Origin of the sequence: Bacteroides mucinivorans, from assembly GCF_034654355.2 — a bacterium.
Classification (GTDB): domain Bacteria; phylum Bacteroidota; class Bacteroidia; order Bacteroidales; family Bacteroidaceae; genus Bacteroides; species Bacteroides nordii.
The window spans coordinates 2180641-2197213 of sequence record NZ_CP178179.1 but is presented as its reverse complement, the minus strand read 5'-3'; the positions used below and the strand labels follow the sequence as shown (position 1 = coordinate 2197213).

General features: G+C 33.4%; 14 protein-coding genes. All 14 read left to right on the top strand.

Annotated elements, in window-relative coordinates; all coding sequences use genetic code 11:
• Positions 1-10: 10 nt before the first annotated feature.
• The 14 genes from VCM39_RS07915 (at position 11) to VCM39_RS07850 (ending at position 16558) form a co-directional block, all read left to right on the top strand.
• Positions 11-1849 (top strand): WecB/TagA/CpsF family glycosyltransferase, encoded by a 1839-nt coding sequence (locus tag VCM39_RS07915; protein WP_221651303.1) that lies wholly within the window; start codon positions 11-13, stop codon positions 1847-1849.
• Between the two features lie 900 nt (positions 1850-2749).
• Positions 2750-3301 carry a UpxY family transcription antiterminator gene (locus tag VCM39_RS07910; protein ID WP_221651302.1) on the top strand — a complete coding sequence of 184 codons (552 nt, stop codon included), beginning with the start codon at positions 2750-2752 and terminating at the stop codon, positions 3299-3301.
• Positions 3302-3305: 4 nt separating this feature from the next.
• Positions 3306-4190 (top strand): glucose-1-phosphate thymidylyltransferase RfbA, encoded by an 885-nt coding sequence (rfbA, locus tag VCM39_RS07905; RefSeq protein WP_221651301.1) that lies wholly within the window; start codon positions 3306-3308, stop codon positions 4188-4190.
• Positions 4191-4328: 138 nt separating this feature from the next.
• The gene (gene rfbC, locus VCM39_RS07900; RefSeq protein ID WP_322933428.1) at positions 4329-4898 is read left to right on the top strand and encodes a dTDP-4-dehydrorhamnose 3,5-epimerase; all 570 of its coding nucleotides are present in this window, start codon (positions 4329-4331) and stop codon (positions 4896-4898) included.
• Positions 4899-4993: 95 nt separating this feature from the next.
• Entirely contained in the window at positions 4994-6067 is a 1074-nt protein-coding gene (gene rfbB / locus VCM39_RS07895) for a dTDP-glucose 4,6-dehydratase (RefSeq protein ID WP_321029085.1), read from the top strand.
• Positions 6068-6728: 661 nt separating this feature from the next.
• Complete coding sequence (locus tag VCM39_RS07890) at positions 6729-7838, top strand: polysaccharide pyruvyl transferase family protein (protein ID WP_322933429.1); 1110 nt, start codon at positions 6729-6731, stop codon at positions 7836-7838.
• 1 nt (position 7839) lies between these two features.
• The gene (locus tag VCM39_RS07885; RefSeq protein ID WP_322933430.1) at positions 7840-9351 is read left to right on the top strand and encodes a lipopolysaccharide biosynthesis protein; all 1512 of its coding nucleotides are present in this window, start codon (positions 7840-7842) and stop codon (positions 9349-9351) included.
• A 5-nt stretch (positions 9352-9356) separates the two neighbouring features.
• Positions 9357-10550 (top strand): Coenzyme F420 hydrogenase/dehydrogenase, beta subunit C-terminal domain, encoded by a 1194-nt coding sequence (locus VCM39_RS07880; protein ID WP_322933431.1) that lies wholly within the window; start codon positions 9357-9359, stop codon positions 10548-10550.
• Positions 10551-10683: 133 nt separating this feature from the next.
• Positions 10684-11904, top strand: coding sequence for an O-antigen ligase family protein (locus VCM39_RS07875; RefSeq protein ID WP_322933432.1), 1221 nt, complete (start codon positions 10684-10686; stop codon positions 11902-11904).
• A gap of 31 nt (positions 11905-11935) precedes the next feature.
• Positions 11936-12838, top strand: coding sequence for a glycosyltransferase family 2 protein (locus VCM39_RS07870; protein WP_322933433.1), 903 nt, complete (start codon positions 11936-11938; stop codon positions 12836-12838).
• Positions 12839-12840: 2 nt separating this feature from the next.
• Positions 12841-13359 carry an acyltransferase gene (locus tag VCM39_RS07865; RefSeq protein WP_321029079.1) on the top strand — a complete coding sequence of 173 codons (519 nt, stop codon included), beginning with the start codon at positions 12841-12843 and terminating at the stop codon, positions 13357-13359.
• 70 nt (positions 13360-13429) lie between these two features.
• The gene (locus VCM39_RS07860) at positions 13430-14536 is read left to right on the top strand and encodes a glycosyltransferase (protein WP_321029078.1); all 1107 of its coding nucleotides are present in this window, start codon (positions 13430-13432) and stop codon (positions 14534-14536) included.
• Between the two features lie 29 nt (positions 14537-14565).
• Complete coding sequence (locus VCM39_RS07855) at positions 14566-15648, top strand: DUF1972 domain-containing protein (RefSeq protein ID WP_322933434.1); 1083 nt, start codon at positions 14566-14568, stop codon at positions 15646-15648.
• Positions 15649-15778: 130 nt separating this feature from the next.
• Positions 15779-16558, top strand: coding sequence for a polysaccharide biosynthesis/export family protein (locus VCM39_RS07850; RefSeq protein WP_322933435.1), 780 nt, complete (start codon positions 15779-15781; stop codon positions 16556-16558).
• The last annotated feature ends 15 nt before the right edge of the window (positions 16559-16573 follow it).

Sequence of the window (16573 nt, the reverse complement as noted above, 5' to 3'; positions counted from 1 at the left end):
TAAACAGACAATGAATATTTTAATTAATCCTATATTTAGTGTAATTGTATGCTGCATAGCAGCACTTGTTGTAGCTATCTTTATAGAATTCATCACGCTACCACGCGTTCTTCTCATCTCCAGGAGAAAACGTTTATATGATATGCCTGACAAGCGTAAATCCCACGTCAACCCTATACCAAGATTGGCCGGCATTACCTTCTGTCCCGTTATTCTTCTTAGCTTTCTACCCATAGCAGGACTACAGGCTATATGGATGGGAGCATTTAATATCAGTCATTCATCCGAGTCTTTCATTCGCCTTTCTTTTATGATATGCGGCGTTCTTCCTCTGGTATTAATGGGAGTCAAAGACGACTTGATTGGCGCACGCTATTCACATAAATTCATTATTCAGACCTTATCTGCCCTTTTGCTGATAGCATCCGGAACTTACATCAACAACCTATATGGGCTTTTTGGCATATACGAATTATCACCCTATATCGGAATACCCTTCACAGCCCTGCTGATTGTATATATCATTAATTCTATTAATCTTATTGACGGAGTAGACGGACTTGCAGCGAGTCTCAGTATCTCAGCTGCAGCCATCCTGGGTATCGGCTTCATTATTGCAGGCAATTACACAATGCCTATTCTTACTTTCTCTGTAGTAGGTACACTCATTCCTTTTCTATATTATAATATTATAGCCCGAAGAAAACTATTCATGGGCGACACAGGATCGCTCACTCTGGGTTACATACTTGCCTTTCTTGCGGTGTATTATAGCATGAGGGATTCTTCCGAAGCAATTTCAACAGGCATACCACCTATTATTATAGCATGGTCGGTTTTGTTTATTCCACTGTTTGATACTGCCCGGGTTATGTATACGCGGGCCAGCCAGGGAAAATCACTTTTCCATCCGGATCGCAATCATATCCATCACAAATTGCTCGACTTGGGATTTAGTCACCGCAGAATCACTTTGACCCTCACCATAACTACGCTCTTCATTACAGCGTGCAATATCCTTTTGCATGAGTTACTCAATATCAATCTGATATTGGCCATTGATCTTATAGCAGGTATTTTATGTGATGTATACCTCAACAAACGGAGAAGAAGAAGGGCTCAAAGCTTAAATAAGAAACTATTAAAACAAACCGAATCAATCCCAATGGGAGACTTCGTAATCACCAATAACTACCAGTTTGACTCTATCCCCGACCAGCAAATGGTGATACATGCCATAGACTCACGCATCTGGCTCATGGCCAATGAGGATAAAGAACTCAAGCAAGCACTCCTCCAAAGTGATATATTAGTTCCAAACGGAGCGGGCATAACGCTTGCTGCCCGTTGGCTCACAGGAAAGCAGATTCACAATATATCGCGTGATGACCTACATCTGTCTATACTTCAACACCTTGATAAAGTAGCGGGATCAGTATTCTATCTTGGAGCTTCTGACCGGACTCTTGCTCTTATTACCGAACGTATTCTCACAGAATATCCAAATATCCGAGTAAAAACATATAGCCCTCCTTATCGCGACAGTTTCTCTGAAGAAGAAACAAACGAAATGATAACAGCTATAAACGAATTCAAACCTGATGTACTATTTATCGGAATGTCAGTATCCAAACAAGAAAAATGGATTGCCACTAACCGGCATCTCCTTCACACCCATCTTATATCCGGAATAGGAGCTGTGTTTGGTTTTTATGGTGGCACTACTTCTTATCCTCCTCAATGGAGAAAACAGCAGTCTCTATCTGCCATTAAAATCTTAATCACCGCTTTACAAATAAAGAATAGAAAGAAATCGATAAAAACAACCACCGAATACGAAACTAATTAAAAAATATCAGCAAAGAACAATGTAAATAATACAGATACATATATTATTAAATAATTAATTACATAAATCCCAAACACGAGCATTCTTGAAAAAGTTAGTAAATTAACATATTCAAGAAATGCAAGCACTATTCACTTTATATAAATGTAATTATATAAGATAATTTAAAAAAAATAATCTTCGGACATTCTTATCCATACTCTACTACACGAAGGAAAGAAATACTACTTGCCCCCAAACAATCCATTAACAAAACTGAAAATGGAAACAAGAGGCATTGAATAAAATCAAAATTCAAGAAAACAAACAAGAAATAAAAGAAATTCATCCATTTTATAATTACGCATAGTATCTCACGCAATAAATAATCACATAATCAGTATATTACATCAACAAAAGGCCTATAAAGGTTTCATATATAAACAACAAAAGCAATACTACAAAATATAAAATCTAAAAATAAGTATAAAATATTCATTTACATAAAATCTATTCAAAGAATTATATCATTCATTTCACAGATACCATCATACCTTCTTTAAAAAAGATAACATTCGCATTAATGAATTCTAAAAAACATCCAAACCCTTTTTACAAAAAAGACTACGATTGAAATATTAGTAATATATTTTCAAGAAACAAACGAGAAGCCACTATAAGTAAAAAGACAGAATTCAAATAAAAAATTAAAAAGACAAAACTCATTTATTATATTATTTTTTATCTACAAATTATTTTTTTTCGTAAATAATATATATCTTTGCATCGGATTTGGTCTATTGCATCAAAGATTACCTCACAGAGTTGTGACAGGTAACAGCGTAGCGTGCTCAAGCGCTTCGTAACAAAGCACCGGTATCCCCCTCCATTTCGATATCAGAAATCTCAGAATATAACTTTATGAAGTACTGGCTTGCAGCTTACGTTCGCCTCCATCACGAAAAGAAAACTCGTGATCGCATCAATGCTATGGGTATCGAATGTTTCCTCCCCATTCAAGAGGAAATTCATCAATGGAGTGACCGCCGGAAAAAGGTGGAACGCGTGGTGATTCCAATGATACTCTTCGTTCGTGTATCCCCCGAAGAACGCTCTTTACCTCTAACCTTATCGTCCGTTAGCAGGTATATGGTGTTACGCGGAGAATCAACTCCTGCTATTATCCCGGATAAACAAATGGAGAAATTCAAATTCATGTTGGACTACTCCAAAGATGCCGTGGAATTATCTACTACCCCACTTGCTCCGGGAGAATTGGTAAAGGTGATCAAAGGGCCATTAACAGGTCTGGAAGGAGAACTGGTAATGGTAGACGGAAAAAGTAAAGTTGCTATCCGATTAGATATGCTTGGATGTGCACAGGTAGATATGCCAGCTGGATTTGTAGAAAAAATAACCAGCAGGTGCCATAAGAAAAGAATGAAGTTATCAACGAACCAACCATCATTATAATAATATGAAAGGAATTGTATTAGCCGGCGGTTCAGGCACCCGTCTGTATCCTATCACCAAAGGGGTAAGTAAACAGTTGTTGCCTATCTTCGACAAACCCATGATTTACTATCCGATATCCGTATTAATGCTTGCCGGTATCCGCGAAATATTAATCATCTCCACGCCTTATGATCTGCCGGGTTTCCAGCGTTTATTAGGAGACGGTTCCGACTTTGGCGTTCGTTTTGAATATGCAGAGCAACCTTCACCCGATGGATTGGCACAAGCATTTATCATTGGCGAGAAATTCATCGGTAATGATTCCGTCTGTCTGGTATTGGGAGATAATATTTTCTATGGGCAAAGTTTTACCCGGATGTTGAAAGAGTCTGTTCGTCTGGCCGAAGAAGAACAGAAAGCAACTGTGTTTGGTTACTGGGTCAGTGATCCGGAGCGCTACGGAGTTGCCGAGTTCGATAAGGAGGGGAATGTACTGAGCATTGAAGAAAAACCGGTTCATCCCAAAAGTAACTATGCCGTAGTCGGACTCTATTTTTATCCAAATAAAGTGGTTGAAGTGGCCAAAAATATCAAACCATCTGCCCGTGGGGAGTTAGAAATAACCACCGTGAATCAGGAATTTCTGAATGACGAAGAGCTGAAAGTCCAGTTGCTGGGCCGAGGTTTTGCATGGCTGGATACAGGTACACATGATTCCCTTTCGGAAGCCAGTACCTTTATCGAAGTGATAGAGAAGCGTCAGGGTTTAAAGGTTGCCTGCCTGGAAGGTATTGCACTACGTCAAGGCTGGATAACGGCAGATAAAATGCAGGAACTGGCAAAGCCGATGCTGAAGAATCAGTACGGACAATATTTACAGAAAGTAATAGACGAGTTAAAGCACTGATTATCAGCCGATATAAAAGTGTACATTTTTGTATAACAAGAGTGTACACTTTTGCAGTGTAATAATGTACACTCCTGTCACACAAAAATGTACACCTTTATATTTCTCTTTTAAAGCATATACTTTTCCTATCAAATTATGAATATAATAAAGACTTCCATAGAAGGCGTAATCATTATCGAGCCACGTCTTTTTAAAGATGAGCGTGGTTACTTTTTCGAATCTTTCAATCAGAGAGAATTTGAAGAAAAGGTCTGTAAAACGACGTTTGTTCAGGATAATGAATCCAAATCCGGTTATGGTGTGATCCGTGGGTTGCATTATCAGAAACCTCCTTTTGCACAAAGCAAACTGGTGCGTGTGATAAAAGGTGCAGTACTGGATGTTGCCGTAGATATCCGCAAAGGTTCCCCTACTTTCGGACAGCATGTGGCTGTGGAACTGACGGAAGAAAACCATCGCCAGTTTTTTATACCCCGTGGGTTTGCACATGGGTTTAGTGTATTAAGCGAAGAGGTTATTTTCCAGTATAAGTGTGACAACTTTTACTCACCACAAAGCGAAGGTGCTCTGGCATGGAATGATCCCGCTTTGGGAATCAATTGGAGAATACCGGCAAACGATGTGGTTCTCTCAGAAAAAGACAAAGCCCATTCCTGCTTGAAAGATAGCGAATGGCTCTTTAACTACGACGAAAAACTGTATTAAACATGACTTTACTAAAAGAATAGTTCCATTAAAAGCCAGACATGCGATATCCAATCTATTTATCAAATGTATTAACGAATTAGAAGCATAACACCATGACATTCAAAAGAAATATAATGATTACCGGCGGAGCCGGATTTATCGGTAGCCATGTAGTACGTTTGTTCGTAAATAAGTATCCTGATTATCATATCATCAACCTCGACAAACTGACCTATGCCGGCAATTTAGCGAATTTGAAGGACATCGAAAACGCTCCAAACTATACATTCGTGAAAGCAGATATCTGCGACTTCGACAGGATAATGGAATTGTTCAACCAATACCAGATAGACGGAGTTATTCATTTGGCAGCCGAAAGCCATGTAGACAGAAGTATTAAAGACCCGTTTACTTTCGCAAGAACCAACGTAATGGGAACCCTCTCCTTACTACAAGCTGCCAAGTTATTATGGGAAAATTCTGAAAATGGCTACCAGAGCAAACGTTTTTACCACATATCAACCGATGAGGTATATGGAACATTAGAGTTTGACGGTACATTCTTTACCGAAACAACAAAATACGATCCACATTCACCCTATTCAGCGTCAAAAGCTTCATCGGATCATTTCGTACGTGCTTTTCACGACACATATGGTATGCCTACAATTGTAACCAACTGTAGTAACAATTACGGTCCGTATCAATTTCCGGAAAAACTAATTCCACTATTCATCAATAACATTCGTTGCAGAAAACCATTGCCAGTATATGGTAAAGGTGAAAATGTACGCGACTGGCTGTATGTGGTAGATCATGCACGTGCTATCGATATCATTTTCCATCAAGGAGAAATTGCCGAAACTTATAATATTGGCGGATTTAATGAGTGGAAAAACATAGACATCATCAAGGTTATCATCGAAACCGTAGATCGCTTACTGGGAAATCCCAAAGGACATTCACTTGACCTAATTACGTATGTTACCGATCGCAAAGGACATGACCTTCGTTATGCCATCGATTCTACCAAATTAAAAAATGAGCTGGATTGGGAACCAAGTTTACAATTTGAAGAGGGAATTGAAAAAACGGTGAAGTGGTATTTGGAAAACCAGGATTGGATGGATAATATTACTTCAGGGGAGTATGAGAAGTACTATGAAGGTATGTATAAAGGGAAATAAACAGATTTAACAATATTCAAATAAAGGGTGACCACACTCCATGAATTATATAAATCATAATATTACCGGCTTATTCATTTTAACACTGGTACTTATTGCTATTTGTTTTTGGTATCTATTTATCCCCCCAACAATCCTCATTGAATACTCCGCCTCTATCATGATAACCGGTTCACTCATGTTGTTTTTGGGATACTTAAACACAAAAAAAGCACCAAGTAAATCATACAATGTTACAATATGGGTAATCATCCTTTTTATCAGTTATTTAATAATAAGATTAGCTTTAAAACAAGATCTATTCTCTGAAAGTTATTTATACCCATCAATCTACACATTCTGTTTAAGATATCAGGTTCCAATTGATTGGCTCCTATTTTTATTACTTCTCCCAGGTATGAATACCAGTCTTGAGAAAGTACCCAAAAAAAATTTGAGCACCTTCATATTTTGCTTATTTTTCATCAGCAGTATAGAACTATTCATTGCTAATCAGAATTTCAATATTTATTTTCAGATTCTTTTATTAATGTATCTGATAGGCAGGTATTTTAAATTATATGGTTTTATACTCAGTAAAAGAGTTTTGTTTTTAGTTTGGACTATTCTAATGGTAATATCTGCTTATAAAATCTGGATATTACTTTAATAAAATAATAACATGAAAAAAAACATAGGTTTAATAACCTGGTACGGAAGCAAAAACTATGGAACAAATGTTCAAGTTTATGCATTATATAAAAAAATCAAAGAATTAGGATATCCGTGTGACTTAATAGCAGCATTTAATTCAAACAATTTTTCCTGGAAAGCTCATCTCAGATATGTACTATCCTTTTTCAATTTTGAAGCAACTATAAAATCAGTAAAAGCCATAAACGACTTAAAACAAAAAAAAATTCTCAAATTTATTCAGGAAGATATATCAATAAAACATGTATATACCCAAAAACAATATAAAGCTTTACTAAAAGACTATCCCATCTTTATTACAGGGAGTGACCAGATATGGAACCCTTTCCATTTAAGTGAATTTTACCTACTAAATTTTGCCAATTCAAATAAAAGAATAGCATATGCCTCCAGTATTGGAGTAAAAGAACTTCCTAAAAATAAAATCGAATTATATAAAAAGCACATATCATTATTTAACCACATCGGATTACGGGAAAAAACAGGTTGCGACCTTATAGGTAAACTCCTTAACAGACAAGATATCGCCAATGTACTAGATCCGACATTCCTGCTAACACCTCAGGATTGGATTACATTTGCCCAGAATGCAGTTATAGAGTTTATTACTCCTCAGAAATATATACTTTGTTATCTTATTGGAAACCGAGATAATTATGAACCTCAAATAATAGATATACAAGAGCGAACCGGAATTCAAAGCCTTATTATTATCCAATCTGCAGAGAACAGAAATTTTAATATCGAAGGAAGCATCGTATATACAAATGCAGGGCCCAAAGAGTTTGTTTGGCTAATTCAGCATGCTGAATTAGTATGTACAGATTCATTCCATGCTACGGCTATCAGTATCAATCTCTCTATTGATTTTATAGAATTTCTCCGTTTTAATAATGATGACAATAAATCGCAAAATTCCCGAATTTATGATCTTTTAGAACACTATCAATTACAAGAAAGAATATACACACCCCATAAAGAAATTACACAAAAAATTAAATATGATCCAATTAAATGTATCTTAGAGAAAGATCGGATTGACTCCATGACTTATTTGATCAATGCAATAGAAAGTTGAGATGAAATCTAATTATTACATATCCTCTTTTTTCTGGAGTACATTATCTAAAATTCTTAATGCTATTATAAATTTCATCTCTGTACCCTTACTGTTAGGTGTATGGGGACAGGCAGATTATGGAGTACTCTCACTTGCTACAGCTTGCAATGGATATATGCACCTTCTGGATTTAGGAATGAATACAGGAGCGATTAAGTTCTACTCACAGTGGAAAACAGAAGGAAGAATAAATTTAATCTATCGCGTAGCACACTCAAATACGACATTTTACATGTTAATATCTCTAATTAACACTTTAGGTCTATTGGCAATAGCTATTTGGGGAGAAGGATTATTCAACATCACTCATGAGCAATTTCTCACACTTAGACTCTGCTTAATTATTCTTGCTCTCTTCTCATTATTGACATGGGTAACAACATCGTACAATCAATTATTGGTTGCAGATAAACAAATGGCTTATACCCAACAGATACAGTGCATCATCTCTGTTTTAAAAGCTATTTTGGTTATTGCTACCCTATTCTTCAATATAGGCTTAACTAATTATTTCTTTTTCTTTAATTTAATAGTAGCACTTCTATTAATCCCTTATGCATATAAATGTAAAAAAGATAATTTAATCGATAACTTTAAAATAAAATTTTATTGGAACGATTTCAAAATCGTATTAATGTATAGCCTCTCATTATTTGCATTATCTCTATTTCAAGTTACAGCAACACAATCTCGTCCGTTAATACTGGGAATGCTTGCAAGCAATGCTGCCGATATAGCAGCAGAATATCGGATTATAGAAGTCATACCATTGTTTATTATTGTGGTTGGAGGTACTTTGACCGGAATATTTTTACCTAAAAGTTCTGAGTTAATTGCCCAAAAGAACCAAGATGAAATAGAAAAATTCGCATATAAAGGAACAACTATTACCACCATTTTAGCCAATATATTATGTATTCCTTTTATATTAGGAGCTAAACAAATTATCTCTGCATATGTGGGAATAGAGTATCAGTACTTGTACATTTGGTTAATACTATGGTGTGTAACTGTTCTTATACAAATCCATACAACCCCCGGAAATAGCTTAATATTAGCTTATGGAAAAACGAAAGTATTAGTATATATTTCTGCTGCATCATGCATAATCTCAATGATAATAAATGCATTACTCTGTAAACACTATGGAGTAGGTTCTGCTGTAATCGGTTATTTTATATATGTCATTATAGTAATAGGTTCTTATTATGTAGCCTATTACCAAAAAATACTCAAATTAAACCGGCAGAAGATGTTTATCGCTTTCGTCAAACCTACATTATTCTCTCTAATAGCATTTGTACTAACATGTCTACTTCCCTATGAAGCAATTCACATAGATGATATAAGCAATAAAATCACATACCTGTTTATTTTTACATTAAAAGGTGTTATTTGGTTTATTCTATATTGTTTGCTCTTATGGGTATTCAAAATCATACAACTAAAAGATAAAAAAATTAGTATATAAAACACATGATTATTTGTCCAAAAGAAAAATGTACAGGCTGCTATGCCTGTATCAATGCATGTCCATGTCATTGTATTACAATGCAAAATGATTCAATAGGAATATTATACCCCACTATAGACAATGAAAAATGCATACATTGCAATCTCTGTATTAAATCATGTCCAAATAATTGTGAATTTGAATTTAAATCACCTATTAAATGCTATGCTACCTGGACCAAAGATAAAGAAAAACGGAAAAAATGTGCATCTGGAGGTATAGCAACTGTATTTTCTGAATACATTATAAAACAAAAGAGAGGGATTGTATATGGAACACGCTATACAAAAGACCTGATCCCAATTACTACACGATCTGAAACGTTAGAGGATTTAGAATATTTCAAAGGATCTAAATATACACAAAGTCTGGTAGGAGAATGTTTCAAAGATATAAAAAAAGATTTAGTACAAAACAAAGAAGTGCTTTACATAGCAACTCCCTGCCAGATTGCCGGACTTTATTCTTTTCTAAAAAAAGAGTACTCCAATCTTCTAACTATAGATCTTATCTGTCATGGCGTGTCTCCCACATCTTATTTTATAGATGAGATAGAGTATCTAAAACAAAGAAATAAAATTCCTCATATTACAGACGTCCGATTTAGAGGAAATGACAGAAAAAATTTTCAATTATCACTGTGGGACAATAATACACTCAAATATTGTAAATCTGCATACTCTCAATATTACTTTTCCGGATTTCTAAAAGGAATCACTTTGAGAGAAAATTGCTATACATGCAATTATGCTCGCCCAGAAAGAATATCAGATATAACTATTGGAGATTTCATCGGATTAGGGAAAGATACTCCATTTAAATATAATCCTTATAACGTATCCATAGTATTGCCCAACACTGATAAAGGACTTACTATCTATAATACTATACGATGTGATGAAACAAACGAAATACAATCGGTGGAACGTAAATACGCGGAAGCTATTAAATACGGACCTTCATTAAGAGCACCCTTTCCGAGGCATCCATACCAAAAAGAATTTATCTACTTATGCGAAAGTAAGGGATATCTGTATGCTATAAGAAAGGTACTTAAAAGAAATATAATACAGAATCAATTATTATATATACCCGATCTTCTATTTAGAAGAATACCAAGAAAAATTTTAAAAACGATTCGAATAATTAAGATCTGAACTGAATATAAAAATGAATGATGCAGATATAAATTACACATTCAAAATCTACCAATAAGTTTAATCTTTATACTATCAAATAATCAGCACATTATTCCAATCATTGCTATAATTACTCGAATTCATACTAATTATGTCTAAATATATAGTTTTAATAACAATTTTATATGTAACAGATTGCCTACAATTTTTTAAAAGTGGAGCTCTTCTTTCTATTTGTTTTTATGGAATTATATTATTGGGAACACTCTCTTTAGGACGCGAATTATTCATAAAAAAGAAACTATCAAAATTAACTTTTGCACTTATCCTATATTGCTTTTTATTTCCACTTTATGGTTCCTACAAAAGTTCTATTATTTTTGAACAACCCATATTCATGGGAATCGTTTCTCTAAGATACTTATGGGTTATCCTTTTCGGTTTTTTTCTCTATTCTATAAAATATGATTACCGGTTATTACTATTACAAATCAATAATATAAATATCTGCATAGCTATAGTCTCAATTATAGCATTCTTTTTCTTTGGTATCAACCATGTCACAATTGAACCATATTTATTTAGCACAGACTCTGTAGAAATAACTTCTACTGAAGACTCTATAAAAGGGGCTAAATTATTCACCGGTTCAGCTATGATGCTTATATCTTATATATACTATTTGCTAAAGTTCATGGATAACCCTAATGACAAAAAAATATTTATCCCTTTTATTATTTTAATGGTATATCTTATTTTTGTCAACAAAGGCCGACAGCCTCTTGCATTAGTCGGAATAATCTATTTCATCTATTATATTAGAATGAAAAGATTAACTATTAAACGTTTTGTATTAGGATTATCACCCATAGTGATTATTATAGCTATTATTTTATATGACTCTTCATTTTTGGAACGATTCTTTAGTATTTTCGAAGGGGTAAAAACATCAGACAATTCAACATTAGCACGTCTAAATTCGATAGAAAGTGTAATACCTTATATAATAGACAATCCCGTATTGGGCTTTGGAAATCTATCTTACAAATTTCGAGAATTCGGTTTTCATGCTTTTTTTGGTTATCAATTCTATTTAGCAGACATTGGTGTATTTGGTACAATAGCAAGAGGAGGAATAGTTCTTCTAGCAATCTACTTCGGCCTATATTATTATGCATATAAACGAACCAAAGCAATGGATAATATAGAATATAGAAAATATATGAGATATATGATAGTATCATTCTTGGTGATGTTGATATTTTTAAGTAATGATACCTTGTTTTCAACAAACTGCATTAGATTTGCTTTCGTTTTCTATCCATTATTTTCTACATCGAATGATATCAATATCTTCTTTAAGAAGGCTTAGTTTATTTTACATATTCTAAAAATAACATTAAATGGACGTATCTATAATAATCGTAAATTACAATACTTGTGATTTATTAAAGCAATGTATCCAATCTATTATCACAAATACCAGAGAAGTAGTATATGAGATAATTGTTATAGATAATGACTCACACGATGAATCATGCCAAATGCTCAAAAATGACTTTCCGACAGTAAAATTGATAAGAAGTAATATTAATTTAGGTTTTGGAAAAGCCAATAATTTAGGTATCAAACAAGCTTCCGGGAAGTATCTGTTTTTCCTAAATTCTGATACAATATTATGTAATAATGCTATAAAAAACTTTTTTGAATTCTCTATTTCTTATACAGACAAGTTAGGAGCAGTAGGAACAATTCTGAAAGATAATAATGGAAATAATATTCATTCATACGGCAAATTCATCACAATAAAATCAGAACTCAAAAATGTCCTAACCAAATACTCTAAAATATTCGGTATCAAAAATAATACTGACTATTTATATCCACCAGCAATAAAAGAATCAAAAGAAGTGGACTACATAACAGGAGCAGATTTATTCATTCCATATAAAGTATATCAAGAATTAGAGGGTTTTGACCCGATGTTTTTTATGTATTGTGAAGAAGTAGACTGGCAATATAGGATGGCTATAAACGGATATAAAAGATTAATAATCAGTGAGCCAGAAATTATACATTTAGAAGGAGGTAGCGATCCATCCCAATCCAGTGCCTGGTCATTTAATAGAATGAAGAATATATTTACAAGTAAGCTATATTATATTAAGAAGCATAATAAGTATTCCGCTTATATATGTTTTCGTTTTTTCTATTTAGGTCTTTGGATTCCTTTAATTTTATTGAGAAAAGACCTTTTCACCAACAAGTTGAAATTAATTCAATTACTATTTACAAAAAATATATAATTGTGGATATAAATAAATCAAATCGTGCTAAATATGATTTTAGCATAAAACGGTATATAAAAATTCTGATTTTCAAAAGTTGTAATGTTATACCCATTTCCAGATTTTTGCGAGCAAAAATTTATCGTATTCTGGGCGTATCTATTGAAAAAGGAGTAGTACGTATTGGAAAAATATCAATAGACACGATTCACCCTGAAGATATTTTCATCGGAAAAGGAACAGCAATAGCTGATGGTTGTATTCTCTTATCTCATTACTATGATGTCTACAATCTAAAAGAGCATGCATACTATCGTGGCCAAATTCATATAGGAAGAAATGTATATATAGCAAGTAATACTATATTTACCAAGCCTGTTACTATCGGTGATGGAGCTATAATCGGAGCTGGTTCTATTGTAAATAAAGATATACCTCCTTATACAGTTTGGGGAGGGGCTCCTGCACGATTTATCTGTAACAGATATAAAGAAGAATTAGAAATCCCTGTAAATACAGAGCTATTCAAGCCACGTTAATTATTATATACCCCCAATTACTTATAAGACAGATATTATACGAAATCACTAATCTATCTCAGTTATAGAAATGAAACAAATCTTTATTGTTGATTATTTAGGCATTCATTGTGGTATGCATTATTATAATGATGCTTTCAAGAAAGTACTATCCAACCCTTTACCTAATGAAAAAATAAATATTTTATCTAACTATCCGGAAGAAAAAGCTACGTCTTTCTTTTTAAACTTCTATTCAGTCAATAAGCTCATTGGAGTTATTTTCTTAGTATATAATTACATTAAGTTATATATCAAGGTTCTATCTAATAAAAAAGCCTGTTTCATATATTTGACTTATGGAAATAGTATTGACATTCCCTTTCTATGGATAATTTCTAAGGCGCCAAAGCATATAATCGATATTCATGAAGCAATAGGACAGAATGTAGATGCAAATCTACGATTAAAAAAATGGTTCAAAAACATATACTCTTCTAAAATAAAAAGTGTAATAACGCACTCACAACGCACAAACAACTTTCTTAATGAATATGATTTTCAAGGATTGAGATTATCTGTTCCACACTTTAAATATTGCTTCAAAAAAACATGTAATGAAAATCAGGTAGAAAAAGAGATTCAACATTCAATTGCAAAAGATAAAATAAATATATTATTCTTCGGAAATATAAATTATAATAAAGGAATAGACATCCTAATCCAAACAATTAATGCATTACCCCAAGAACAAGCTGAGAAGTTAAACATTATCATTGCAGGAAAGGATTTTGACGGGACTATTCATAAAATTCCTCTCATGTATCCACAGTCTTTTCAAGTTTTTCTAAAACATATCAATGATGACGAATTAGTATTCTTATATAAAAATACTGATTATGTAGTACTGCCATATAGAAAAACATCACAAAGTGGAATTTTAGAAATGGCCTTCTATTTTAAAAAACCGATTATTGCAAGTAATATTCCATATTTTAATATGATGTTATCTAAATTCAAAAGTTTTGGAATACTTACAGATTTAGATATTACATCTTTTACCAATACTTTCTCTAATATTATACAAAGGCATACTAAGTATACAGATTACTATATAGATACAGAATATAGTACCTACACTAACAGGCAAGAAATTACATCATTCTCAAATGAATTCTCTAAATGGATAAAAGAATAATCCGTATTTCTATTATAATATTATAATTAATGAAGAAAGTTGCAATCATAGGTATACAAGGTGTACCCGCAAAATATGGTGGCTTTGAAACACTGGTAGAGAACATGATCGGTGAAAACACACCCTCTGATATTCAATATACCGTATTTTGCAGTAGTAAAGATTATGAAAAACAAATGAAAGTTTATAAGGGAGCTGTTTTGAAATATATCCCCCTTTTCCATGCAAATGGAATACAAAGCACCCCATATGATATCTATTCATTAATGAAAGTAATCAAAGGCTACGATACTATTTTAGTTTTAGGGGTATCAGGATGTATCTTCTTACCCTTCTTCCGTATGTTATGCCACAAACAATTAATAATAAATATAGACGGGATAGAACACAGACGGGCTAAATGGGGAAAGTTTGCAAGAAAGTTCCTCAAATATTCTGAAGCAATGGCCATAAAATATGCCGATGTGATAATAGCAGATAACAAAGGAATACAAGACTATGTAAAAAATGAATATGGTAAAGAAACCGTGTTAATAGCATATGGAGGTGACCACGTACAACAAACCATATCCAGTGAACAACAATATAACATTTTAAACCATTATAATTTATCTGCTGGTGAATATGCCATAACTATCTGTAGAATTGAACCAGAAAATAATTGCTATCTAATATTGGAAGCTTTCGCACAAAGCAATATACCAATAATATTTATTGGCAACTGGGAAAGAAGCGAGTATGGAAAAGATCTGAAAAAAAAATATATTTCACATAATAATATAAAGATATTAGATCCTATTTATGATTTGCAAAAACTATATGTACTCCGGAAAAATTGTAAATATTATATTCATGGGCATAGTGCAGGAGGCACAAATCCGTCATTAGTGGAAGCTATGTTTTTCGGTGTACCCATTCTTGCCTATGACGTTATATACAATCGCGAAACTACTCAAAAAAAGGCTTGTTATTTTCAAAATGAAAAAGATCTTCTTGAATTAACTCAAAAAAACAATACTATCTTACAACAAAACGCCAAAGACATGTTAGAGATTGCCAATAGAAATTATAAATGGGAAACAATTGCTAATCAGTATAGTATATATTATTAAAACAGCTATTATTTTACACTTTTATTAATAAAATTTCCAGTAGCCCCCTCCAATTGACAAATTCTCTTTTCAAACTTCTCAGATATTAATTTAAAATTCAAACAACAATAACTAATTATTTTATTAAAAAATGAAACATACATTTTTAATCTGTATGGTCGTTTTACTTGCGGCCTGTTCAGCTCCCAAAAAAGTGCTTTATTTACAAGACATTTCTCTTATCAAAGAAGAAGCAATTGATAAGAGTTACGAGGTTATCATCCACAAAGATGACCTGTTAGCTATTATAGTAAACAGTAAAGATCCTGAATTAGCTTTACCTTTCAATATGCCATTAGTAAGTTATCAGATAGGTGGACAAAACGTTAGCCAACAACGGTTAGTTGGTTATCTCGTTAATCAGGATGGTAATATCGATTTCCCTATTTTAGGAGAAATCCATGTAGAAGGTTTAACCCGTATGCAAGTGACCGAGTTAATTAAAAAGAGACTAATTGAAGAAGAATTAATCAAAGATCCTATTGTAACAGTTCAATTCCTTAACTTCAAAATTTCTGTAATAGGTGAAGTAGGACGTCCGGGAACATTCGATATTTCAGGAGACAGAATAACATTGCTCGAAGCATTGAGTATGGCTGGTGATTTAACCATCTATGGTCGTCGTGACCGTGTAGCCGTAATCCGTGAAAAAGATGGTAAACGTAGTATCCTATATCATGATTTACGTTCATCAGATATCTTTCAGTCACCTTGTTACTATCTACAGCAGAATGATATTGTATATGTAGAGCCAAACAATGCAAAAACGGGGCAAAGTCGCATCAACTCCAACAATTCTGTCGGTGTATGGTTGTCCGGAGTGTCCGTACTTGCCTCTATAACCTCACTCTTAGTGACTATGTTTAAATAAAAATGCCTTTGAATA